Source organism: Thioalkalivibrio versutus (assembly GCF_001020955.1).
Lineage (GTDB): Bacteria > Pseudomonadota > Gammaproteobacteria > Ectothiorhodospirales > Ectothiorhodospiraceae > Thioalkalivibrio > Thioalkalivibrio versutus.
Map to the genome: position 1 here is coordinate 2,628,308 of NZ_CP011367.1, position 22,334 is coordinate 2,650,641.

Below are 22,334 nucleotides of genomic sequence, written 5' to 3' on the forward strand. Positions count from 1 at the left end.
GACAATAAGCCAGCCACCATAATCATGGCGAGCCGCCTGCCGTTATACTGCCCGGGCCATTGCAAGAGCCCCTCCGGAAGGCTCCAACTCCGGCACTCACCCGCAAAGGTGCTGGCCGTACTCCTTACCCAAACCCTAATGGATAACGAAGCGATGGAATTGCCCAAAGAGGCTGTTTACTCCCACTGGCGCCAGCGCTTTGCCTGGTGGCTGCATTATCTCAAGGCCCGCCAGAACCCCAAGGAGCGCCCACGAGTACGTCGCCTTGCAGGCTTCATTCCCGAGGGAGGGGTAATCTTTGATATTGGCGCACACTTTGGCTATCTGGCCAAAGAGTTCGCCGTGATCCACAACGGCAGCTGCATGGTCCACTGCTTCGAGCCGGTACCATACACTCGCTCCATCCTCGAACGAGTGGTCGATAGATTCCAAAACGTCCATATCGAATCACGCGCGCTTTCAAATCAGGCGGGGCACATGAAGCTAAGCATTCCCATAAAGGAATCCGGGCGCTTGGGCATCGGACTTGCGCATTTTGGCGACGAGGTGCGGCGAGACTACATCGTGGAGCCCGTGGAAACCCTCACCCTGGATGCCTATGTAGCCGAGCAGGGGCTAGCGCGCCTCGACTTCGTCAAGATGGACGTGGAGGGGGCCGAATTCCAGATCCTCCAGGGCGCAGAAAAGACCTTGAAAGAGCTTCAACCTCATGTCTACTGTGAGCTGATTTCCACTTCCACCGCACGTATGGGGTACAAACCCGAGACAGTGTTCGATTTCCTAACCAACCTCGGCTATCGAGCCGCCGTGATCGAAAGGTCAGGAGAAAAGCGCCCCGTCGAGGGTTTGATCGAGGGAGAGGAGGACTACCTCTTCTACCCGGAACGAGCCGAAAAGTAGCCCGGGTGGCTCCGAAGCGCCTCCCGTACGACCTCTCTATTGGACACAAGCGGATAGACTGTCCAATTTCGGAGCTGGCATTTTTCTCCGGCCCTCAGTTTTCGTGGCCACAAGCCAAAAATTGACACTTCCGGAAAACCCCGTGGACACCCCACCTAAAAATCACGGCGAGAGAGACACGGATTCTGGTGCGGCACCAGCTTCTAGACCCAGTTCGCGGCGGATATCTGCCGCCACCTTCGGCGTGTCATTCACTGGCATGTAGGCCCACTGGTCAAGCGCGCCGGTGAATGGCCGGGTTACCCCTTCCGCCTCCAGGGCGGAATGGAAGGCCTGCAGGCGACGACCGAGTGGCCCCAGGGCCACCGTGTACACCGGCACACCGGTCGCCGCCGCTTCCGAGACCATGGATACAGAATCGGCACTGACCACGATATGGTCGGCCGTTGCCAGCATCGCCATGAAGGGGTTCTCTCCCTGCCCGTCCCAGACAAACCCCGGGACATCCGCCAACCCCTCCACCAGTCGTCGGGTACTGGCCTCGCCCGTACGTCGCGAAGGGGTCACCAGCACGCTACCCCCGGAGGCTCCGGCCGCCGAACGCAGGTCACGGATCAGGGCATCCAGCCGCTCCTGGCCCAGATCTCCCCGCTGGGTGGCACCCCCGATCAGCACCGCGATCCAGGGCCGGGGAAATGCAGCCCAGGCATCCCCCAAGTCCGCACGCGCCGACTCCAGCCGCTCGGCCGTCACCCGGTGCAGGGCGCCGCGCGTCGCGATCACGTTCGGGCCGGTCAGCCCATCGTGGCGCGGCGGCACCACCCAGTCGAAATGCCGCGGGGCGATCTGTGGATCCTGAATATGCACGGTCATAATGGCACCCCCGCTGGCGCGCCTGAGTGCCACGGCCACCGTGGCACTGCGGCGCCCGCAGGAGATCAAGAGGCGCGGCCAGGGCGGCGCCAGGGAATCGCTATCGGAGGTGAGCCCTCGCAATACGCCGGGCGCGAAGGAGCCGCGCATCCAGCGCCAGGGCGGACGCAGCCCCACCGTCTTGTGCTCATAGGGCAGCCCCACGGCTTCGGCCAGGCCACGGACCTGACTGGTCATCCCGGCCTCGCCGGTCGTCAGTGTCCAGCAGTAAGCCTCGGTCACAATGAAGCGTTCGTCGCCTGGCCTGCGGTCACGCCGGCACGCGGCGCTGCACAGGTGTGTCGGGAGAGGCCAGTTCGTGGCGGTTGCGCCACTCTTCGGTCACATAGTTGATGATCAACGAGCGTCGCACACCTTCCAGGGGGCGAAGGTGGTAGCCATGCCAGGTGTTGTCGGCCGGCACGAACACCAACGCACTGTTGTATGTGCCCGGCGCCGTCTCGTAGTGCGTGTCCGCGTCCACGTACACGTCCGTGCCCCAGCTCTCGTAGCCGGGGTCGGTGGACAGGTACAGCAGCATGGTGAATTTTTTCACGCCAAGATCGGTATGTGGTGCCAGCCAGAAACCCTCGGTATCCAGGCAATGCTCGATGCGCAGGTAGTTGCCGCTGACGTCCACGCCGCACACCTCGTAGATCGCATCCAGCACCTGCGGGCTCTCGAACGCCGCTGCAACGCTTTCGCACACATCGGAGGCCCGCCGGTTCTCGACGTCGAAGAAGCGCCGCGAGCTGTTGTGCGTCTCACGCTTGCCCTCGGTGTCACCAATCGCGGGCGGCTCGAACGGCAGCGCCTCCACCGCGCGCGCCGCCGCCTCGGGCAGTATCGCCTGCGGATACCACCGCCGATACGGATACGCCTCCGACCGCGCGCGCCGAAGCGACGCCTCGACCTGACTTGCTACTTCAGCGGCGGTATCCATTTCTTTTTCCACTAAATTCAACAACGCCGCACAGTGTAGTGCAAACCAGGGGGATTCCACAAAAAACAGCGTTCAAACAGGCTGCTAGACTGGCGACAATTCCGATATCGCACCCCCCAAAGATCCACCGTTACCCAGGCCAACGCCATGACACCTTCAGACGGGCCCTTATCGGACCCTGATACAACCCCGTTTGGCACATATCGCCCCAAGGGGTTTGCCCACGCCTTACTCTGGATCGTGCGTCTAGGGCTGGCACGAGGCACGTTGTCGCGCCAGCTCAGAAGATTCTGGAACAGCCGCCTTCCAACCACCGTCGATATCGAACGACGAGGCATCCGGTATCGGCTCAACGTTCGGGACAATGTCACCGACGCGAAAATACTCCTTTCATCGAAGGTCTACGACCGCGAGGAACTGGAGCATCTCGCGAACGCATGCGATGACGGCACGTTCATCGATATCGGCGCCAACACCGGGTACTACAGCCTGCACGTGGCGGCCGCCGGGGCACGCCAGGTCCTAGCCATTGAGCCCAACCCTCCGACATTCCGTCGACTTCTGTTCAACCTGGAGTGCAATCGCTTTGCCGAGGCAATTCAAGCCCTCCCGCTGGCCATTGGCCCAAACGGTACCGCCATGCTGCACTTGGCCGAAGGACTGGGTTCCGCCTCGCTCAATCCGTCGGAACAGTCACGGGGCAACACGGTTGAGGTCCAGACCGAGCCACTTCTGGATGTACTCACCAATGCCGGAATCGAACGCATCGACGGCCTCAAGATCGACATCGAAGGATACGAGTACCAGGCCCTGGAACCGTTTTTCCGGGACGCGGCTCCATCGCTGCATCCTAGATGCATCGTTATAGAAAGCTGTCACGGGCACATCTGGGAAAAAGACGTCCTGGCCCTGCTTCGGGAGCATGGTTACCAAATCCAGAGCCGCTCACGGTCCAACTCGATCCTGTACCTGAGTTAGACCCGACCTCGGGCACCAGAACAATTAGCGCAAAGAAACGCACTACTCCACGAGGAAGCCAGCCCCATGGCAACTATTCTGCAAGTCTTGCCCGCCCTGGAATCCGGCGGCGTGGAACGCGGTACCCTGGAAATGGCTCGTGCCATCCAGGATGCAGGAGAACGCTCCCTGGTCATGTCCGGCGGGGGCAGCATGGCTCCTTCGCTGGAAGCCGAAGGGAGCCAGCACTTCACCTGGCCGGTGGGCAAAAAGTCCCTGCGGTCATTGCGCCTGGTGCGCCCGCTGCGCAACTTCATACGCGAACAGGAAGTAGACCTGGTACACGTCCGCTCCCGCGTACCCGCATGGATCGTATGGCGCGCGTTACAGGGCATGCCCCGGACTGAACGCCCGGCCCTGGTCACGACCTTCCACGGGTTTTACAGCCCCGGCCGATACAGCTCGATTATGACCCGCGGGGACCGCGTCATTGCCGTCTCTACGAGCATCTCGGCCTACATTCAGAAGCACTTTCCGGCATGCCCGACAGAACGTATTCGCGTCATCCATCGAGGCGTGGATCCCAGTGAGTTCCCTTATGGCCATAAGCCAGGCGATGACTGGATTGAGGGCTTCTTCCAAACCCTTCCGGCGCACGCCCGCGATCGAGCGCTTATAACGCTCCCCGGTCGCATCACGCGATGGAAGGGGCAACTGGATTTCGTGAAGGTCATGGATTCCCTAATCAAGCGGAACCTCCACGTCCATGGCCTTGTTGTGGGAGGAACGGAAAGACGCCGCCAGCGCTACGAAGCCGAAGTGCGCCAGGAAATCCAAGAACGGGGACTGGAATCCCACATCTCCTGGCTGGGACAGCGTTCCGATCTTCGGGAGATCATGGCGATGTCGTTCGCGGTACTTTCGCTCTCGCGCGAGCCAGAGGCTTTTGGCCGGGTCTCGCTCGAAGCTCTATCCCTGGGGCGACCCGTGATTGCCTACGATCACGGAGGCGTGGGTGAGCAGATGGCCGCTTTGTTCGGCGAGGGAACAATCCCGCCATGCAGGCCCGAACTGGCAGCAGACAGGATATCTGATTGGCTGAAAGGCTCCGCCCCGCGGCCAGCGCATCTTAGGGGGTTTACGCTCGACGAGATGCAAGGACAAACCCTCGACGTCTACCGAGAGCTTCTTTAAGACAAGCCGGACTCAGAGGGTGGACATGTTGGTCACACGCGATCACGCCAGTCGGAGGCGCTGCTCATTCTTGGTGGCCACCCGCGCCAGGCCCGGTTCTCTCACCCATCCCCTCGCCGCCGCGCTCAGGCACGGGCCTCTGATTGCTTGATTGAATGAGCGGTGCCAGCGCGAGAGCGACCACCAGCCAGAGAACCGCTGTCGTGTATGAACTGTAGACAGTCCAGTGGACGTTGATGGGGTTAAGAGCCACAAAGATCGCCACACCGGCTACGAGAACATCAGGAGAATCAACGGCCCCATGCTCTCTCGCACGCCGCCACAACGCCGAAAGAATCCCTAGCAATGCCGCGAGGTAGGCGAACAATCCCACAGCCCCGGTCGAGACCAGGACATCAAGAAAATACAGATGGATATGCGCGAATGGCATGTCAGAGTAGCCTCGCGCCTCCGCCACCGGCTCGACCCCTCGCACACCCACGCCAAGGATCGGCTCATCCATCGCCACGCGCCAGGAAGCAAGCCAGATCGTCCCGCGCTTCGCCGTCGCCTGATCCAGACCCTCAAGACTGAACTCGGACATCTTGGAGATGACCACCAGCCGGTCCCGGGTTTCCGGTGACACCCACAGCGCCAACGCGACGCCCAGCACAAGCACCAGGGCGAAGGCTGACACGGTCCTAATTCGCAAGCGGTAGAACCAGATCAAAAAGGCGCCGTAGGCAACCAGCGTGATCAATGTCGCCAGCATGGCAGCCCTGGAACCCGAGAGGAGAATCGCGATGACCACGATCAGGGGCAATACCGCGGCCAGGCGATTGCGAGAAGCCAACCGGCGGGATGCCTCCAGGACGAACGGAAGCAAGTGGGCCAGCACAATGCCAAGGCGCATGTTCGGGTGAAACAGACCGTCGATCCGGCGCCCGTTGTACGGATAGCCCAGCACGTTTGCACCAGCAACAAACTGAAAAACCGCGTCGAGCGACCAGAATACGGCCAGCGCCAGCACAACGTATAACAGGGGAGTAGCCACATCACGGCGACGCGCAACCCACAGCAGAGGAAGTATCGCAATCGCGAACAATGGATAGGTCAGGGCTGTCCGGAGGGCTCGGTCGAAATCGACCGCCACGGTCAGTGACACCAACTGCGGCACCCAGAGCGCCAACAAGAGCAGCAATGCCCAGCGGATCCACCGCTCCGCCCACAAGCCGGGCAACCTGAGAGCGATCAAAACAAGACCGGCGAGAGAGAGTGCCGCCAGTGGGAAAAATGCCCCCGTCCCAAAAGGCAGAACAAACAAGGCCAGCCCCACCAACCCCAGCACAAGACCGAAGATCCAGCGCTCTTGCGCGCTATCCGCCGAATCGCCCCCAAGTGCCTTACCGAGAAAAGTCATGCCCACCCCTATCCGAAGGCGCGTGATCTTAGCGCAAATTGGCACTCGCGTGACCCAGCAGCTCGGCCGCCGAGCCGCACCATGACACGGCATACAACCCTGGGGGATAATTACCGATGCAAATGACTCGGGGGTCCCATGCAAAACCAAGCAGGTTCAGTCACGATCGAAGTAGGCGCAGGCGAGTTGCTGGACAAGATCACGATCCTGAAGATCAAGAATGAGCGCATCAGCGATGCCGAGAAACTCCGGAACATTCGCCATGAGCTGAATGTGCTCCAGGAAACCTGGGTGCAAGCCGGTTTGCACAGCCCCGAGGTCCAAGAGCTCGAGCGGGACCTGCGCGAAGTGAACTCCAAGCTATGGGACATCGAGGACGAGATCCGCGAATGTGAAGCGAAAAAGGATTTCGGTGAACGCTTCGTACAGCTGGCGCGGTCGGTGTACATCACCAACGACGAGCGCGCCCGGATCAAAAAGGCCGTTAATACACTCTGCAACTCGGCGATTGTCGAGGAAAAATCCTATTCGGACTACAAAAGCTAGGCGGGCCGAAGGTCCGCGAGCACTTCCCGCAACACGGTCTCCATCGGGAGTTCCTTCAGGTCGTCCGCCTCGATAGCCCGGAAGTTGGCGCGGGACAGCCCCGTACGCACGGGCGATGCATGCGCCCCGAACAAGGCAAGCCCGGGCTTGCCGAGACAGGCCGCAACATGCGTCGGCCCGGTGTCGTTCCCGACCACATAGGAGGCACCCCGCATCACACCCGCCAATCCGAACCAGTCGAGCACCTCGTCGTTAGTGCCAAACAAGGGCGTCGCGGATATCGATCGGCAGAGCTCGATCTCATCGGGCCCGGGGACAGTGACGACTTGATAGTCCGTCCGGTTGGCGATCGCGGCTGCCAGGGTCGAGTAATAGGGCCAGCGTTTCTCGGGATGGCTGGTGGAGGATCCGGGGATAAGAACCAGGTACTTTCCGGTCACGCCACCTGCCTGAAGGATGGGCGTGACGTCATCCGCCATCCAGCCAATGTCGGGCTCAAGGGTATGGGACGTGTCCAACCCTGCCCTCGCAAGCTGTCGCTGGAACGCGGACAGGGCCGACTCTTCGCCACGCTTGCGCTCGCCGAAAACCCAAGCGGCGCGATTCAGGATGTAGCGGCGATAGATCGACGTTCGGCTGGAATTCTGCAGGTCGTAGACGAGATCAAAACGCTCACCCCGCAGCATCCGCGCCAGACACCACCATCGCAAGGGCTCACGCGCCTTGGGCCGAGTTTCGGTCAACACGCGATCCACGTGTGGGCAGCGCTCGAAGATCGATCGGTACGGCGGCGTCGTCAACACGACGAGTTCATCGCCCGGGTGATGCTTCCGGATATCACGTAGCGCTCCATCCACCTGGACAACATCGCCGAAGGCGCCGTGTTTGATTACGAGGATTTTGGCCATACGGCTTTCGCCCCACTCCCCCGAGTCAATTGGAGCGGTGGGATTTGGATATCAGATCAAGAAGACCTGACAATTCAGTCGTCGTCTTTCAGGATGAACTGGGTGCCGCAGTAGGGGCACAGGTAGCGGCCGTCGGGGGTCTCGTCGATCGGGAGAAAGACGCGCGGGTGCGAGGACCACAGCGCCATCGTCGGCGTGGGGCAGTGCAGCGGCAGGTCCTTGCGCGTGACGGTGATTTCGGTCTGCGCGTTCGCGGTCGGGTACTGATCCTGGTGGTGGGCGGTATCGGGGTTCACCATGGTTTTTCTCGCATCCGGTTGACGGAAAATTTGGGCGTCTCAGACGAAGGTCAGCCAGCCCTCATGGCGGCTGTCCCGGCCCTGTACCACATCGAAGTAGCGCGACTGCAGGCGCTCGGTGATGGGTCCGCGGGTGCCGGAGCCGATCGGGCGGTCGTCGACCTCGCGGATCGGGGTCACCTCGGCGGCGGTACCGGTAAAGAAGGCCTCGTCGGCGATGTACACCTCGTCGCGGGTGATGCGCTTCTCAATGACGTCCAGGCCCTCCTCGTGCGCCAGCTCGATGACCGTGCGGCGGGTGATGCCGTCCAGCGCGGAGGTCAGGTCCGGGGTGAACAGCACGCCGTCGCGCACGATAAAGATGTTCTCGCCGCTGCCCTCGGCCACGTAGCCCTCGGTATCCAGCAGCATGGCCTCGTCGTAGCCGCAGCGGGTGGCCTCCTGCAGGGCCATCATGGAGTTCATGTAGTTGCCGTTGGCCTTGGCCTTGCACATGGTCACGTTGACGTGGTGCCGGCTGAAAGAGGAGGTGCGAATGCGAATCCCCTTCTCGATGCCCTCGTCGCCCAGGTAGCTGCCCCAGTGCCAGGCCGCAACCATCGCATGCACCAGGAGATTGTCGGCGCGCAGGCCCATCCCTTCGGAGCCGAGGAAGCACATCGGACGCAGGTAGGCGCTTTCCAGCCCGTTGTCGCGCACGGACGCGATCTGGGCATCGTTCAGCACCTCGGCGGTATAGGGGAGGGTCATGCCGAGAATCTTGGCCGAGTTGAACAGCCGCCGGGTGTGGTCCTGCAGGCGGAAGATCGCGGGGCCGCGCTCGGTCTTGTACGCACGCACACCCTCGAACACCCCCATGCCGTAATGCAGCGTGTGGGTGAGCACGTGGGTCTTCGCCTCGCGCCAGGGCACCATCTGCCCGTCCAGCCAGATCACCCCGTCGCGGTCGGCCATCGACATTGTCTTGTTCCTCTATGTGGTCTCGTTCGCGGCCGATTCCGGCTCGCCGAACAGGTCATTCCAGGCATCGATCACGCCATCGCGCACGGCGCAGAGCTCGTCGTCGGGCTTCTCGACCCGGGCGTCCAGGCCCGCCAGCGTCAGGCGGTGGATGCGGTTGCGCAGATCGCGGTAGGCATCCGCCAGCGCCTCGCTCAACGCCGCGTCGATCACGCCCTCGCGCCCCAGTGCATCCAGCGTGCGGATCTTGTCCGGCCAGTCACACACGGCGGGATGATCGTGAGCAGATACCAAAACCCAGTATTGAACCATGAATTCAATATCAGTGATACCGCCCCGGTCGCGCTTGAGATGGAAGCCGTGGCCCCGCTTCGAGGCATGCTCGGCCAGCATGCGGTTGCGCATCTCGACCACCTCGGCGCGCAGTGCATCGGTATCCCTTTCACGAGTCAGCACCTCGCGACGCAGGGCATCGAACTGCTCGCCCAGTTCGGCATCCCCGGTTACGAAGCGCGCACGCACCAGCGCCTGATGCTCCCAGGTCCAGGCCGACTCGTCCTGGTAACGCCGGAACGCCTGCAAGCCGCTGACCAGCAGACCCGCGGTCCCGCTGGGCCGCAACCGGGTATCCACCTCGTACAGGCGCCCCGCCGGGGTGAAGGCCCCCAGCAGGTGCACCACCCGCTGGGCGACGCGAGCGAAGAATTCGGTGTTGTCGATCACCTTGGGCCCCGCGGTCTGCGCCTCGTCGCCCTCGCTGTCGTGCAGGAACACCACGTCCAGATCCGAACCATAGCCCAGCTCGAAGCCACCCAGCTTGCCGTACCCGATCACCGCAAAGCGCGCGACGCGGCGCGCATCCGTGGCCCCGCACTGCGGCTCGCCGTGGCGCTCCACCATCTTGTCCCAGGCCAGCTGCAGCACCCGCTCCAGAAGCACCTCGGCCAGCCAGGTCAGATGGTCGGAGATCTTCATCAGCGGCAGGAAGCCCATGATGTCGGCGGCCGCCACGCGCAACGTCTGCACCTGCTTGAACTGGCGCAGCCGGTCCAGCATCTGCTCGTGGTCCTGCCCGGGGAACTGCGCCAGCTCGGCCTCCAGCTCCTCGCGCAGCCCGTCACGATCGGGCGGCGCGTACAGCGCGCGCGGGTCCAGTAGCTCGTCCAGCAGCACCGGGTGGCGGGTCAACTGCTCGTTGATCCACGGGCTGGCGGCCACCAGCTTGACCAGCTGCGACAGCGCCAGGGGGTTCTCGACCAGCAGCGACAGGTACACCGAGCGCCGGGCAATCGTGCGCACCATCTGCAGCGCCCGCGGCAATACCGCATCCGGCGCGTCCATCTCCGCGATCGCCCCGATCAGCAACGGCATCAGGCGGTCCAGGCGCTGGCGCCCGGTCACGCTCATCGCGCGCACGCCCGGACTCTCGCGCAAATCGGCGATCCCGCGCAGAGCCTCGTCCGCATCCTGAAAGTCCATCGCCTCCAGCACCGCCCGGGCATCCGCCTCTGGCAGCGAGCCCTGCCACAGACGATTGAGCTGCTGCTCGCGCCCAGTCTCGGGCGAGGCCTCCATGGCCTCCCCGTCCGCGCGCTGCGGGGCACTGAATACCTGCTCGAAGTGAGCATGCACCCGCCGCTGCTCGCGCAACAGCGCCATCTCGAAGGCCGCCTCGTCGTCGAACCCCAGCGACAGCGCCAGTCGATGCCGGTCCTGGCCATTGGAGGGCAGACGGTGGGTCTGCTGGTCATTCAGCATCTGCAGACGGTTTTCTACCCGACGCAGGAAGCGATAGGAACGTTCCAGCTGCTCGACGGCGTAGCCGGGCAGCAGGTCGCGCTCCTGCAATGCCGTCATCACGCCCAGCAGGTCACGCCGCTGTAGCCCCTGGTCGCGCCCCCCGCGGATCAACTGGAACGACTGCGCGATGAACTCGATCTCGCGGATCCCACCCTCGCCGTGCTTCACGTCCTCGAAGCGACCGCGCCGCGCCGACTCGTCGTTAATCATCTGCTTCAGCTCGCGCAGATTGGCCAGCGTGCCGTAGTCCAGATAGCGCCGGTAGATGAACGGGCGCAGCCGGCGCATCAGGCGCGCCCCGGCCTCCGGGTCGCCCGCCAGCGGACTCGCCTTGATCAGGGCGTAGCGCTCCCACTCGCGGCCGTGGGCCTGGTAGTAGTCCTCCATCGCGTCGAAGTGCATCACCAGCGGTCCGGAATCCCCGAACGGGCGCAGGCGCATGTCCACGCGATAGCAAAAGCCGTCCGCAGTCACGTCCGACAGCGCTGCAATCAGCTGGCGCCCCAGGCGCTGGAAGAATTCCTGATTCTCGATCACGCGCTTGCCATCGGTCTCCCCCGCCTCCTCGAAGGCGAAGATCAGATCGATATCCGAGGAGAAGTTGAGCTCGCTGCCACCCAGCTTGCCGAGCCCCAGGACCACCATGGACTGGGCCTCGCCCGCGGGGCTGCGCGGCTGGCCGTAACGCTCCTGCAAATGGCGGTCCAGCCATTGCAGGCCACCCTCGATAAGGGAGCGGGCCAGACGGCTCAGGTCGTGCATGACCTCGTCGAGGTCGGCGTGCCCGGCCAGGTCGCGCCAGGCGATGCGGATCATCTCGCGATGCCGCGTTTCGCGCAGCGCGTGACGCAGCCCGGCATCGTCGGTCACGGCCTCCAGGCGCGCCTGCAGCGTGCGCTCGAAGTCCGCATCGTCACAAGCCGGTATTTGGCCGTGTGGATCCAGCGCCTCGAGCAAGTACCCCGGATGCTGACGCACTGTCTGCACCAGGTAGTGACTGAAGGCGAACGGGGCCGGGGTCGACGCCAGGAAGGTGTCCGGCCAGGCGAGCTTTTCGTCCAGCTCGGCCAGCAGATCGCGGACCTCCTGCTCCAGCGGCGGCGACAGGCGAGCGGGGGATTCGGGCAGGGGCTTGTCCATGTGCCAAGCGTATCAGCGTTGCGGCCCGGGGAGACCACCCCATGGCACGTACCAGCCGCGGGGTATTGACTTGGATGAAAACACAAATAACAATCGTTCTCGTCTACCCGGCTATCCGCCGCATGAATCCACACGAGGACCGCTCGCCATGAACTTTCGCCCGTTTGCCTGGCTGATCGCCACGGCCGCCGCCATCGCCGTCAGCATGCCCCTGGTCGGCTGCAGCCCCGCCGACCAGGACGAGGTCAACCTCTATTCGGCGCGCCAGGAAAACCTGATCAAGCCGCTGCTGGACGACTTCACTGATCAGACCGGCATCCCGGTCAACCTGGTGACCGGCGGGGCGGACAGCCTGCTGCAGCGCCTGCGCCACGAGGGCCGCAACTCACCCGCCGATCTCTTCATCACCGTGGACGCGGCGCGTCTGCACCAGGCCAGCGAGGCCGGCGTGCTGCAGGCGGTCGAATCGGACGTGCTGCGCGAGAATATCCCGGAGCGCTACCGCGACCCGGACGGACAGTGGTTCGGCCTGTCGTCGCGCGCGCGCCCCATCCTCTACCACAAGGACCGCGTGGACCCGGCGGAACTCTCCACCTACGAGGCCCTGACCGACGCGCAATGGGAGGGCCGGATCTGCATCCGCTCCTCCAGCAACGTGTACAACCAGTCGCTGGTGGCCGCGATGATCGCCACCGAGGGCGCCGAGGCCGCCCAGGACTGGGCCGCCGGGATCGTGGCCAACATGGCGCGCCAGCCGCAGGGCGGTGACCGCGATCAGATCCGCGCCGTGGCCGACGGGGTCTGCGACGTCGCGATTGCCAACACCTACTACCTGGGCCTGATGCTGGACGGCGAGGGCCGTGATCGCGAAGTCGCCGAGCAGATCGGGGTGTTCTGGCCCAACCAGGACGGCCGCGGCACCCACGTGAACATCAGCGGTGCCGGCGTCACCGCGCATGCCCCGAACCGGGACAACGCGATTCGCCTGCTGGAATTCCTGTCCTCCACCGAGGCGCAGGAGTGGTACGCCGAGGTCAACCAGGAATACCCGATCCGCGACGACGTACCGGCCAGCGACATCCTCCAGAGTTTCGGCGAATTCCAGTCCGACGACATCGAGCTCTACCGTCTGGGCAACCACAACGCCGAGGCCGTACGCATCATGGACCGCGTCCGCTGGCGCTGATGCTCGTCCACGACACCCCACTCACTCTCGCCCCCGGTCCTCCGGGGGCGTTCTGTTGGGCACCACAGAACGCGGGGAGGGCACAGGGCCGGGCATAAGGCGCGGTGTAGCGACCGGGGTCGCGGCACATGGCCTCGACAATCCGCCAGTCACAAGGCGGCCATAGTGGTATTCGAAACAAGAACCTTTATTATTCGCAATCCATGACCGCCCAGACCACCAACCCGCCCGCGACGCCTGCGAATCCTGCGGTTCGCCAGCGCCTGCCGTTCAGCCCGTGGTCGGCGGTCGCCATCGTCGTAGCGCTGACACTCGCCCTGCCGATCCTGGTCATCTTCGGGCACGTGTTCATCCCCGCCGGCGAGGTCTGGACCCACCTGCGCGAGACAGTCCTCGCGGACTATGTCGTCAACTCCCTGGCCCTGCTGATTGGCGTCGGGATCGGGGTGCTGGTGATTGGGGTACCGGTTGCCTGGCTGGTCAGCGTGTGCGAGTTCCCCGGCCGTTCGATCTTCCAGTGGGCGCTGATGCTGCCGCTGGCCATGCCGGCCTACATCATTGCCTACACCTACACCGGCATGCTGGATTTCAGTGGTCCGGTACAAAGCCTGATCCGTGAGCTCACGGGACTGGGATACGGCGAGTACTACTTCCCCGAGATCCGCTCGCTGGGCGGCGCCATGGCCATGCTGACGCTGGTGCTCTACCCCTATGTCTACCTGCTCAGCCGCGCCGCCTTCCTCGAGCAGTCGGTCTGCGTACTGGAGGTCTCCCGCACCCTCGGTGCCGGTCCCTTCGGTGGCTTTCGCCGGGTCGCCCTGCCGCTCGCACGTCCGGCCATCATCGCCGGGTTGACCCTTGCGCTGATGGAAGTGCTGGCCGATTACGGCACGGTCGCCTACTTCGGCGTGAGCACCTTCACCACCGGCATCTTCCGCACCTGGTACGCCCTGGGCGACCCGGCCGCAGCGGCCCAGCTCGCGGCCGTGCTGCTGACCTTCGTATTCGTACTGATCGTGCTGGAACGCTGGTCGCGGGCCAAGGCGCGCTTCCATCACACCAGCCGCCGCTACTCGACCCTGCCGCGTTACCAGCTACGCGGCTGGAAGGCCACCGCGGCCTTCCTCGGCTGCCTGTTTCCGGTCCTGCTGGGCTTCCTGCTGCCGGCCCTCCAGCTCGGACTGTGGACCGTGCAGACCACCGAACAATGGATGAACCCGGCCTTCGGGCGGCTCGTATTCAACAGCTTCTGGCTGGCCATCGCCGCGGCCGTGATCGCGGTCGTCCTGGCCCTGGTCCTCGCCTATGCGCGGCGCATGGAGGGCGGGCGTTTCACCGCGGCTGCCGTGCGCGTCGCCGGGATGGGCTACGCGGTACCCGGCATCGTGATCGCGATCGGCGTAATGATCCCGTTCGCCGCCTTCGACAACGCCCTGGACGGCTTCATGCGCGACACCTTCGGGGTGTCCACCGGCCTGTTGCTATCGGGCACGCTGTTCGCCCTGCTGTTCGCCTATGCCGTGCGCTTCCTCGCCGTCTCGCTGCAGACGGTCGAGGCCGGGCTGGGCAAGATCCAGCCGAGCATGGACGATGCCGCCCGCTCGCTGGGGATGCGCCCGCTGCAAACCCTGACCCGGGTACACCTGCCGATCATGCGCGGCACCCTGCTGACGGCATTGCTGCTGGTTTTCGTCGATGTCCTGAAGGAGCTTCCGGCGACGCTCATCCTGCGCCCGTTCGACTTCAACACCCTCGCGGTGCGCGCCTTCGAGCTGGCCAGTGACGAGCGCCTGGCCGAATCCTCCAGCGCCGCCCTGGCCATCGTGCTGGTCGGGCTGGTTCCCGTTATCCTGCTGTCCGTGACCATCGGCCGCTCGCGCCCCGGCCAGCAGGGCCCGACCCGCGCGGCGGACGAAGAATCGCCGCAAAAACCCCTCGCCATGCCCGCAGGCACGACGAATACGCCATGACCCAGCCCATCGAAACCGCACTGCAGGTGCCCCATACACCGCTGATCGCCCTGGATCGAGTGGATATCGGCTATGACGGTACCGCCGTGGTCCATCAGGTCTCCCTGGCCCTGCCCAAGGGCCAGATCGGCTGCCTGCTGGGCCCCTCCGGCTGCGGCAAGACCACATTGCTACGGGCGATCGCCGGCTTCGAGCCCCTGATGGCGGGGAGCATCCAGCTGGACGGGCGCAGCGTCAGCGATGCCCGCAGCACGATCCCGCCGGAGAAGCGCGGGGTCGGCATGGTGTTCCAGGATTTCGCCCTGTTCCCGCACCTGAGCGTGGCCGACAACATTGGCTTCGGCATCCGCCACTGGAGCCGCAAGGATCGTGACGAGCGCATCCGCTCGCTCCTCAAGCTGGTGGGGTTGCCGGGCTATGGCGAGTCCTACCCGCACGCCCTGTCCGGTGGCCAGCAGCAACGCATCGCCCTGGCCCGGGCCCTGGCCCCGCGGCCCAAGCTGCTGTTGCTGGATGAGCCATTTTCCAGCATGGACGTGGAGCTACGCAGCGAACTGGCCCGCGAGGTCCGGCGCATCCTGCGCGCGGAGAACACCACCGCCATCCTGGTCACCCACGACCAGAACGAGGCCTTCGCCTTCGCCGATCGCATCGCGGTGATCCACCAGGGCCGCGTGGCCCAGTGGGACACTGCCTACAACCTCTACCATCGCCCGGCGGATCGTTTCGTCGCAGACTTCGTCGGCGAGGGTACGCTGATCCCCGGCATGGTCTGCGCCGAACACGTGGTCGATACCGCCTTTGGCCAGATCGAGGGCACGCTGTCGGAACAGCTGCCGCCCGGCACCGCCGTGGACGTCCTCGTGCGTCCGGACGACATCGCGATCGACAACGAAGCGGGCACCATCCGCACCGAGATCCTCGACAAGGCCTTCCGCGGAGCGGATTTCCTCTACACCCTGCGCCTGCCGGACGGTCTCAGCGTGCTGTGCATGGCGCCCAGCCACGACAATTTCGTCATCGGCGAGCACGTGCGCCTGCGCCTCGACTTCACCCACCTGGTAGTGTTCTCGCGCGGCAGCGGGGTCGACTGCCCGGCCTCCTGACCCTGGCGCGCTCCGCAGCCCGCCAGGGTCGTTGGTGCAGGCCCAGCGGGAACTCGCGTGATTTCGCGCGTTCCGATGTCGACACGCTCCCCTTTCCGCAACCGCTATCATCGTTTCATGACCCACGCCCGCGCCCCTGTTGTCCGCCGCCCGGCCCGCACCGGGCTGGGCGTGGTTGCGATGCTGCTCGTCGCACTGGCGGGCATCCCGGGGGCGGCCGGTGCGCAGGATGGCTCCACCCCCGGCTTGCAGATCGAGGGGGGTACCGACGCTCAGCGCAGCAATATCCGCAACAGCATCAACCTGGCTCGCCACCCCTGCGACTTGCCCGGGTTTCGCGAGGGCCGCGTGTTGCGCGACACCGAGGCGCGCGCCACCGATGCGCTGCGGGCGATCGGCTTCTACGACCCCGAGCTGGTTCTCGACTTCGAACGCCACGAGGCCTGCTGGGATATCCGCATCACCCTGGACCCCGGCCCGCCGACCACCGTGGAGCAGGTGGACCTGCAGATCACCGGCGAGGGAGCCGGTGATCTCGGCTTCGAGGCCGTGCTCAGCCAGACCGAGATCCGCGAGGGCGACACCCTGCGCCATGATCGCTACGAGGCCCTGCGCAACCGCATGACGCGGATCGCGTCGGATCGCGGCTATTTCGACGCCGATCTCCACACCCGACGCCTGGAAGTGGACCGCGACACCCGCAGCGCAACCATCCGCCTGCACATGGATACCGGCGATCGCTACCGCGTGGGGCGGGTCCACATCGACCAGGACATCCTCTCCGAGGACTTCGTCCAGCGCATGGTGCCGTTCGCGGCGGGTGACCCGTACAGCTCGGCGCAGATCATCGCGCTGCAGCGCAATCTGAACGACAGCGGCTACTTTGGCGGCGTCCGTGTACGCCCGCAACGCGACGCGGCAGAGGGACTGCAGGTCCCGATCCTGGTCGAACTGGAGCCGCGCAAACGCCACAGCTACGAGGCCGGCATCGGCTACTCCACCGATATCGGCCCGCGTATCCGGCTGCGCTACGAACATCGCTACGCCAACCGGATCGGCCATCGCTACCAGGCCGAGATCGAGGCGTCGCCGGTGCGTTCCGGGATCGGCTACAACTACGAGATCCCGCTGCGCGACCCGCTGCGCGAACGCCTGAACCTGTTCACCACCTATCGCACGGAAGACACCGACACCCAGCAGTCCGATCGCTTCCAGGTCGGCGCCAACCGGGTCCTGCAGCGCCGCAGCGGCTGGCAGACCACCGAGGGGCTGCGCTACGAGTACGAGGACTACACCGCCGGCGAGGACGACAGCGGCCGCAGCAACCTGCTGATCCCGTCCTACCGGATCAGCCGCATGGAAGCGGACGAACCGATGACCCCGCGCCGCGGCTACCGCTTCGAGACCACCTTGCAGGGCGCGCGCGAAGAGATCCTGTCCAGCACCTCGTTCGCCCAGGTCCTGGCCAGCGGCAAGGTGGTCCGCGGCCTCGGCACCGGCCGGGTGCTGGCCCGCGTGGATGCCGGCTTCACCGACGTGGACTCGGTCAGCGACCTCCCCAGCTCCCTGCGCTTCTATGCCGGGGGCGATGCCAGCATCCGTGGCTACGGCTACCAGCGGGTCGGGCCACGCAACGACAGCGGCGACGTGATTGGTGGGCGCCACAAGGTAGTGGGCAGCCTCGAGTACGACTACCCGGTCGTAGGCAACTGGAGCGCCGCGGCCTTCGTCGACGCCGGCAACGTCGTCAACGAGTGGGACGAGTTCGACCCCGTCTACGGCGTCGGGATCGGTGTGCGCTGGCGCTCCCCGGTCGGCCCGCTCCGCGTGGACCTGGCCCACGGGCCGGACTCGGACGATGACTTTCGCATCCACTTCTCCATGGGTCCGGACCTTTGAGACCCCTGTTGCGCGGCACACTGTGGGGGCTCTCCACGGTCCTTACCCTGGTGATCATCCTGCTGGGCACCCTCGGGGCCCTGCTCGCGACCGAATCGGGGACCCGCTGGCTGGTCGAACAGGGCGAGCGCCTGGCCCCCGTCGAATTCCGCATCGACCGGGTCGAGGGGACCTTGTTCACCGAGCTGCACCTGCACGGATTGCACCTCGCGCTGCCCGACGGCCCGGTGATCGACCTGCCCACCGGGCGCGTCGGGATCAGCGCCCGCAGCCTGCTCCGCGGCGAGCTTAACATCCGGATACTGGCCGCCACCGGGCTGCGCGTGGACCTGCCACCACCCGACCCGGATGCGCCACCCGCGGACGAACCCTTCGCCCTGCCCGATTCCTTCCGGCTGCCGCTGGCGGTGCGCCTGGGCCAGCTCCAGGTGGAGGACATGGAGATCCTGCTGGCGGGCGAACCCCTGGCCTCGATCACCCGCCTGACGGCCGATGCGCGGGCCAGCGGCTCGCGCATCGAGCTACACGCGCTGGAGCTGGACATGCCGGAGGTCCGGGCCCGACTGGCCGGATCGCTCGAGGCCGATGGCGACTACCCCGTGCACCTGCGGGGTCAGTGGCAGGCGCCCCTGCCCGTGGCCCTGGCCGAGGGCCTGGGCACGGACGAGGCGCGCGGCAAGCTGGAGATCACCGGGGCCTTGCGCGAACGTGTGCAGCTCGAACATGACCTGCGCGCCGGGATCGAGCTGAACCTGCAGGCCAACGCCCACGAACTGTTCACCACCCCTGCGCTGGAACTGGCGGCGCAGTGGCGACCCTTCACCTACCACCTCGATGCGGAGCAGGACATCGCCCTGGAGGGCGGCCGCCTCGACCTGCAGGGGACTCCGGAGGACTGGGCGCTCACTCTGCAGACCGCGGCCACCCTGACGCCCTGGCCACGGCTTGTGCTGAACACCCGGGCGCACGGGGACCTCGAATCGGTGGAGATCGAAGCCCTGGATATCGACTCCGAGGCCGGGCGGGTCACGCTCGCCGGGCCCGTTCGTTTCGTCGACGCCCTGGACTGGGACCTCACCCTGGAGGCCGAGGACCTGACCACGTCCGGAATGGGTTTGGAGTTCGATGCCGCGGTCGAACGCCTGAAGGGACGGTTGCAGGGCACCCTGCCGCTGGGAACCGACACCCCGCCTTTGGCGGCCCTGGACGCGAGCGTCACCCTTGACGAGCTGACCGGGCACTACGAGGGGGAACCCATCACCGGCAGCCTGAACGCCTGGCTGGTCGACGGTCAGGCGCGGATCGAGGACACGCACCTGACGATCCGCGATACCGCGCAGCTGGACCTGAACGCTTCGGCCACGGGCCTCGCGGGCGACCTGAGCGACCCCGATCATCGCCTCGTCTTCGACCTCGGGCTGGATCTGGAGGCCCCGGATCTGGCGCGCCTGCACTCGGAGCTGGACGGGCAGATCGAGCAACTGCGACTCGTGCTGGACGGCAACTACGCCCCCGCCAGCGGCGCCCTGAGCGCGCAGCTTGGCCTGGACCCATTGCGCACCCGACTGCGCGGGATCGACATCACGGGCGATGCACGGATCGCGCTGACCGAGACGGGTGGCAAGATCGAGCGGCTGCAATTCGCCACCGACACAGGTGCCCGGCTCGCCCTGAATGGTGATCTCGACTGGTCCGAGGGCCTGCGCTGGGACCTCGCACTGGAAGGCGACGGGCTGGATCCGTCGCTGGTGGTCGCCGAGGCCCCCGGCCAGATCGCCCTCGCCCTGCTCAGCCAGGGGCACCTCGACGCCGACGGCACCCCCCGCGTGCAGGCCCAACTCCAACGGCTGGAGGGTACGCTGCGCGACCAGCCCGTATCCGGTCAGGGCCAACTGCAGCTGGAGGGGGAGCATCTACGAGTGGACCAGCTGGACCTGGCGCTGGGCCGGAACACCCTGACCGCCCACGGCGAATGGACCGAGGCCCTGGACTTCGAGCTGCGCCTGGATGCCCCGGAGCTGGATCGGGTCTGGCCCGACCTCGCCGGCCGACTGGAGCTCGATGCACACATCACCGGAGAACCCGATCGGCCGCGCGTGGCGGCACGCGGAACCGGTGCGGGGTTGCGACTCGCGGATATCACCCTGGAGCAACTGGAGCTGGGGGCCGACGCCGGCCTCGAGGTCGCCGCCCCGGCCGAGATCGACCTGCGCCTGACCGGCCTCGGGCTGGCCGACGGCACACGCGTGGAGACCCTGCGCCTGGGGGCCTCCGGTCGTATCGACGGGCATCGCGTGACACTGGCGGCCGATGCCGGGGATCTGGGCTCGCTGGATCTGGCGCTGCAAGGCGAACTGAACCCCGACACCCTCCACTGGCGCGGCCAGATCGCACGGCTGGAGCTGGACCAACCCGCGGGGGGGCCCTGGCAACTGACCGAACCGGTCGCACTGGAAGGCGGGCCGGAAGATGCACGGCTGGAGCGCCTGTGCCTGGCACGCGACGACGGACGGCTGTGCGTCGAGGGGGATTGGGGTGCGGCGACAGGGGCCGAGTTCGCCGCCGATGCCCGGGCGGTGGACCTGGCCTGGCTGGACCCCTTCCTGCCGCCGGAACTCGCTATCGCGGGCCAGCTGAATGCCGACGCCAGCGGCCGTATGGAAGCCGATGGCACCGTGACGGCCGACCTGACCGTGACCCCGACCGATGGCCACCTGGTCGTGCGCGACGAGGACGGAGACCTGGAAGAGGTGCCCTACCGCGATGTGCGGCTGACCGCCCGGGTGCGCGATCGCGACGTGGACGCCTCCCTGCGGCTCGACTTCCTGGATGGCGGGACGGCGCGCAGCGACATCCAACTACGCCCGGACGGCGACGACCTGCGTATTGACGGCGACTTCGACGCGCACCTCGATAACCTGTCCTGGCTCGCGGCTCTGAGCCCCGAGATCCAGCGCCTGCGTGGCTCACTCAACGCCCGCCTCGACTTCGGCGGACGACTGGACGCGCCACTGGTGGAGGGCGAAGTGGCGTTCCGCGACGGCGGGGTCCTGATCCCCGAGGCCGGCATCGATATCGTCATTCCCGAGATCACGGCCCGGGTGGTCTCGGCCGAACAGCTGACCCTGACCGGCCGCCTGGAGTCCGGGGACGGCGGCATCGACCTCGACGGTCACGTGGACCTCGCCGACGCCGGGCCCCGTGCCGAGCTGAGCCTGACCGGCGAGGACTTCCTGGTGGTTAATCGGATCGACGCCGAGGCCCGCATCACACCGGACCTGCAACTGGTCTTTACCCCCGACGACGGTATTCGTGTGCGCGGCGAGGTCTTTCTGCCCTGGGCGCGCATCCGTCCGCCGGATCTGCCGCCCGGAGCGATCCGCGTCTCCGGCGACGAGATCATCCTCGGGGAGGAGATCACGGAGGCACAGGGACTCAAGACCGACATCCGCATTCGGATCCGCCTGGGGGATGAGGTGCGCTTCGACGGCTTCGGCCTGACCGCACGCTTCGCCGGCGAGGTGGATGTCGAGGAGGTCACCGGGCAACCGACCCAACTGTTCGGCGAGATCACGATCCCCGAAGGCGAGTACAGCGATTACGGCCAGGACCTGCGGGTGGAACGCGGCAGCCTGGTCTTCCAGGGGCCGGCGGAGAACCCGGAACTGGACCTGCGCGCGGTACGCACCGTGCGCGAATACAACGTGACCGTCGGGCTGGAGATCCGCGGCACACCGAACAACCTGAGCTCGCGGGTGATCTCGGACCCGCCGATGGACGAGACCGAGGCGATGTCCTATCTGCTGACTGGACGCCCCCTATCCGGCGCCTCGCAATCCGATGGCAACATGATCGCCGCCGCCGCGGCCGCCTACGGGCTGGAACAGGGCGCGGTGATTACCGAACGCATCGGGCGCGAACTGGGGCTGGACGAGGTGGAGCTGGACACCGAGGGCGGGCTGGACGAAAGCGCGCTGACACTGGGCCTGTACCTCTCGCCGCGCCTGCTGCTGCGCTACTCCATCGGGCTGTTCGACAACACATCGAAGGTCTTGCTGCGCTACGAACTGACCCGCAACCTGAGCGTCGAGACTGCCTCCGGGACGACGGAGCAGTCGGTAGACCTGATCTATCGATTCGAGCGCTAGGGAGACGCTGCGGACTAAGGATCAAAGGCCTTTTTCACCACGAAGCACACGAAGGTACGAAGAAAAG

At 65.6% G+C, this 22,334-nt stretch carries 16 protein-coding genes; 9 read left to right on the forward strand and 7 right to left on the reverse strand.

What is annotated here, in order from left to right; all coding sequences use genetic code 11:
• Window positions 1–138 precede the first annotated feature (138 nt).
• Complete coding sequence (locus TVD_RS12195; protein WP_240472274.1) at window positions 139–900, forward strand: FkbM family methyltransferase; 762 nt, start codon at window positions 139–141, stop codon at window positions 898–900.
• Window positions 901–1,062: 162 nt separating this feature from the next.
• Here the strand turns inward: TVD_RS12195 and TVD_RS12200 are convergent, their stop codons facing one another.
• On the reverse strand, window positions 1,063–2,055 hold the full coding sequence (locus TVD_RS12200; protein ID WP_047251708.1) for a mitochondrial fission ELM1 family protein: 993 nt from the start codon (window positions 2,053–2,055) through the stop codon (window positions 1,063–1,065).
• 28 nt (window positions 2,056–2,083) lie between these two features.
• A complete protein-coding gene (locus tag TVD_RS12205; RefSeq protein WP_018649642.1) occupies window positions 2,084–2,755 on the reverse strand; it encodes a 2OG-Fe(II) oxygenase in 672 nt (223 codons plus the stop codon).
• Window positions 2,756–3,022: 267 nt separating this feature from the next.
• Here TVD_RS12205 and TVD_RS12210 point away from each other — a divergent pair, with 267 nt between their 5' ends.
• Both TVD_RS12210 and TVD_RS12215 read left to right on the forward strand, forming a co-directional pair.
• Window positions 3,023–3,733: an FkbM family methyltransferase gene (locus tag TVD_RS12210; protein WP_018649641.1), complete on the forward strand. Its 711-nt coding sequence runs from the start codon at window positions 3,023–3,025 to the stop codon at window positions 3,731–3,733.
• 66 nt (window positions 3,734–3,799) lie between these two features.
• The gene (locus TVD_RS12215) at window positions 3,800–4,906 is read left to right on the forward strand and encodes a glycosyltransferase family 4 protein (protein WP_018175620.1); all 1,107 of its coding nucleotides are present in this window, start codon (window positions 3,800–3,802) and stop codon (window positions 4,904–4,906) included.
• A gap of 64 nt (window positions 4,907–4,970) precedes the next feature.
• Here TVD_RS12215 and TVD_RS12220 read toward each other — a convergent pair whose 3' ends face one another.
• Window positions 4,971–6,305 carry an O-antigen ligase family protein gene (locus tag TVD_RS12220; RefSeq protein ID WP_018937304.1) on the reverse strand — a complete coding sequence of 445 codons (1,335 nt, stop codon included), beginning with the start codon at window positions 6,303–6,305 and terminating at the stop codon, window positions 4,971–4,973.
• A gap of 138 nt (window positions 6,306–6,443) precedes the next feature.
• Here TVD_RS12220 and TVD_RS12225 point away from each other — a divergent pair, with 138 nt between their 5' ends.
• Complete coding sequence (locus TVD_RS12225; RefSeq protein ID WP_026287876.1) at window positions 6,444–6,851, forward strand: DUF6165 family protein; 408 nt, start codon at window positions 6,444–6,446, stop codon at window positions 6,849–6,851.
• Here TVD_RS12225 and TVD_RS12230 read toward each other — a convergent pair.
• The 4 genes from TVD_RS12230 to glnE all read right to left on the reverse strand — a co-directional run bounded on the left by TVD_RS12230 (window position 6,848) and on the right by glnE (window position 11,958).
• Entirely contained in the window at window positions 6,848–7,759 is a 912-nt protein-coding gene (locus tag TVD_RS12230; protein WP_047251709.1) for a glycosyltransferase family 9 protein, read from the reverse strand. The genes TVD_RS12225 and TVD_RS12230 overlap by 4 nt on opposite strands.
• Window positions 7,760–7,833: 74 nt before the next feature.
• Entirely contained in the window at window positions 7,834–8,058 is a 225-nt protein-coding gene (locus TVD_RS12235; protein WP_018145221.1) for a zinc-finger domain-containing protein, read from the reverse strand.
• A 39-nt stretch (window positions 8,059–8,097) separates the two neighbouring features.
• Window positions 8,098–9,018, reverse strand: a complete 921-nt coding sequence (locus TVD_RS12240) for a branched-chain amino acid transaminase (RefSeq protein ID WP_018145220.1) — start codon at window positions 9,016–9,018, stop codon at window positions 8,098–8,100.
• A 12-nt stretch (window positions 9,019–9,030) separates the two neighbouring features.
• A complete protein-coding gene (gene glnE, locus TVD_RS12245; protein WP_047251710.1) occupies window positions 9,031–11,958 on the reverse strand; it encodes a bifunctional [glutamate--ammonia ligase]-adenylyl-L-tyrosine phosphorylase/[glutamate--ammonia-ligase] adenylyltransferase in 2,928 nt (975 codons plus the stop codon).
• 148 nt (window positions 11,959–12,106) lie between these two features.
• Here glnE and TVD_RS12250 point away from each other — a divergent pair, with 148 nt between their 5' ends.
• The 5 genes from TVD_RS12250 to TVD_RS12270 all read left to right on the forward strand — a co-directional run bounded on the left by TVD_RS12250 (window position 12,107) and on the right by TVD_RS12270 (window position 22,267).
• Entirely contained in the window at window positions 12,107–13,144 is a 1,038-nt protein-coding gene (locus TVD_RS12250; RefSeq protein ID WP_018168997.1) for a Fe(3+) ABC transporter substrate-binding protein, read from the forward strand.
• Between the two features lie 203 nt (window positions 13,145–13,347).
• A complete protein-coding gene (locus TVD_RS12255; RefSeq protein ID WP_018145217.1) occupies window positions 13,348–15,114 on the forward strand; it encodes an ABC transporter permease in 1,767 nt (588 codons plus the stop codon).
• Window positions 15,111–16,220 carry an ABC transporter ATP-binding protein gene (locus TVD_RS12260; RefSeq protein ID WP_047251711.1) on the forward strand — a complete coding sequence of 370 codons (1,110 nt, stop codon included), beginning with the start codon at window positions 15,111–15,113 and terminating at the stop codon, window positions 16,218–16,220. Before TVD_RS12255 ends, TVD_RS12260 begins: the two co-directional genes overlap by 4 nt.
• A gap of 75 nt (window positions 16,221–16,295) precedes the next feature.
• Window positions 16,296–18,119, forward strand: coding sequence for an autotransporter assembly complex protein TamA (locus TVD_RS12265; RefSeq protein WP_047251712.1), 1,824 nt, complete (start codon window positions 16,296–16,298; stop codon window positions 18,117–18,119).
• 8 nt (window positions 18,120–18,127) lie between these two features.
• On the forward strand, window positions 18,128–22,267 hold the full coding sequence (locus tag TVD_RS12270) for a translocation/assembly module TamB domain-containing protein (RefSeq protein ID WP_047251713.1): 4,140 nt from the start codon (window positions 18,128–18,130) through the stop codon (window positions 22,265–22,267).
• Window positions 22,268–22,334: the final 67 nt, after the last annotated feature.

Bases quoted from the DNA above. Each gene is read 5' to 3' on its own strand.
- TVD_RS12240 (WP_018145220.1), bottom strand. From the start codon at position 9,018: ATGTCGATGGCCGACCGCGACGGGGTGATCTGGCTGGACGGGCAGATG.
- TVD_RS12215 (WP_018175620.1), top strand. From the start codon at position 3,800: ATGGCAACTATTCTGCAAGTCTTGCCCGCCCTGGAATCCGGCGGCGTG.
- glnE (WP_047251710.1), bottom strand. From the start codon at position 11,958: ATGGACAAGCCCCTGCCCGAATCCCCCGCTCGCCTGTCGCCGCCGCTG.
- TVD_RS12255 (WP_018145217.1), top strand. From the start codon at position 13,348: ATGACCGCCCAGACCACCAACCCGCCCGCGACGCCTGCGAATCCTGCG.
- TVD_RS12205 (WP_018649642.1), bottom strand. From the start codon at position 2,755: ATGGATACCGCCGCTGAAGTAGCAAGTCAGGTCGAGGCGTCGCTTCGG.
- TVD_RS12235 (WP_018145221.1), bottom strand. From the start codon at position 8,058: ATGGTGAACCCCGATACCGCCCACCACCAGGATCAGTACCCGACCGCG.
- TVD_RS12250 (WP_018168997.1), top strand. From the start codon at position 12,107: ATGAACTTTCGCCCGTTTGCCTGGCTGATCGCCACGGCCGCCGCCATC.
- TVD_RS12220 (WP_018937304.1), bottom strand. From the start codon at position 6,305: ATGACTTTTCTCGGTAAGGCACTTGGGGGCGATTCGGCGGATAGCGCG.
- TVD_RS12195 (WP_240472274.1), top strand. From the start codon at position 139: ATGGATAACGAAGCGATGGAATTGCCCAAAGAGGCTGTTTACTCCCAC.
- TVD_RS12230 (WP_047251709.1), bottom strand. From the start codon at position 7,759: ATGGCCAAAATCCTCGTAATCAAACACGGCGCCTTCGGCGATGTTGTC.
- TVD_RS12260 (WP_047251711.1), top strand. From the start codon at position 15,111: ATGACCCAGCCCATCGAAACCGCACTGCAGGTGCCCCATACACCGCTG.
- TVD_RS12265 (WP_047251712.1), top strand. From the start codon at position 16,296: ATGTCGACACGCTCCCCTTTCCGCAACCGCTATCATCGTTTCATGACC.
- TVD_RS12225 (WP_026287876.1), top strand. From the start codon at position 6,444: ATGCAAAACCAAGCAGGTTCAGTCACGATCGAAGTAGGCGCAGGCGAG.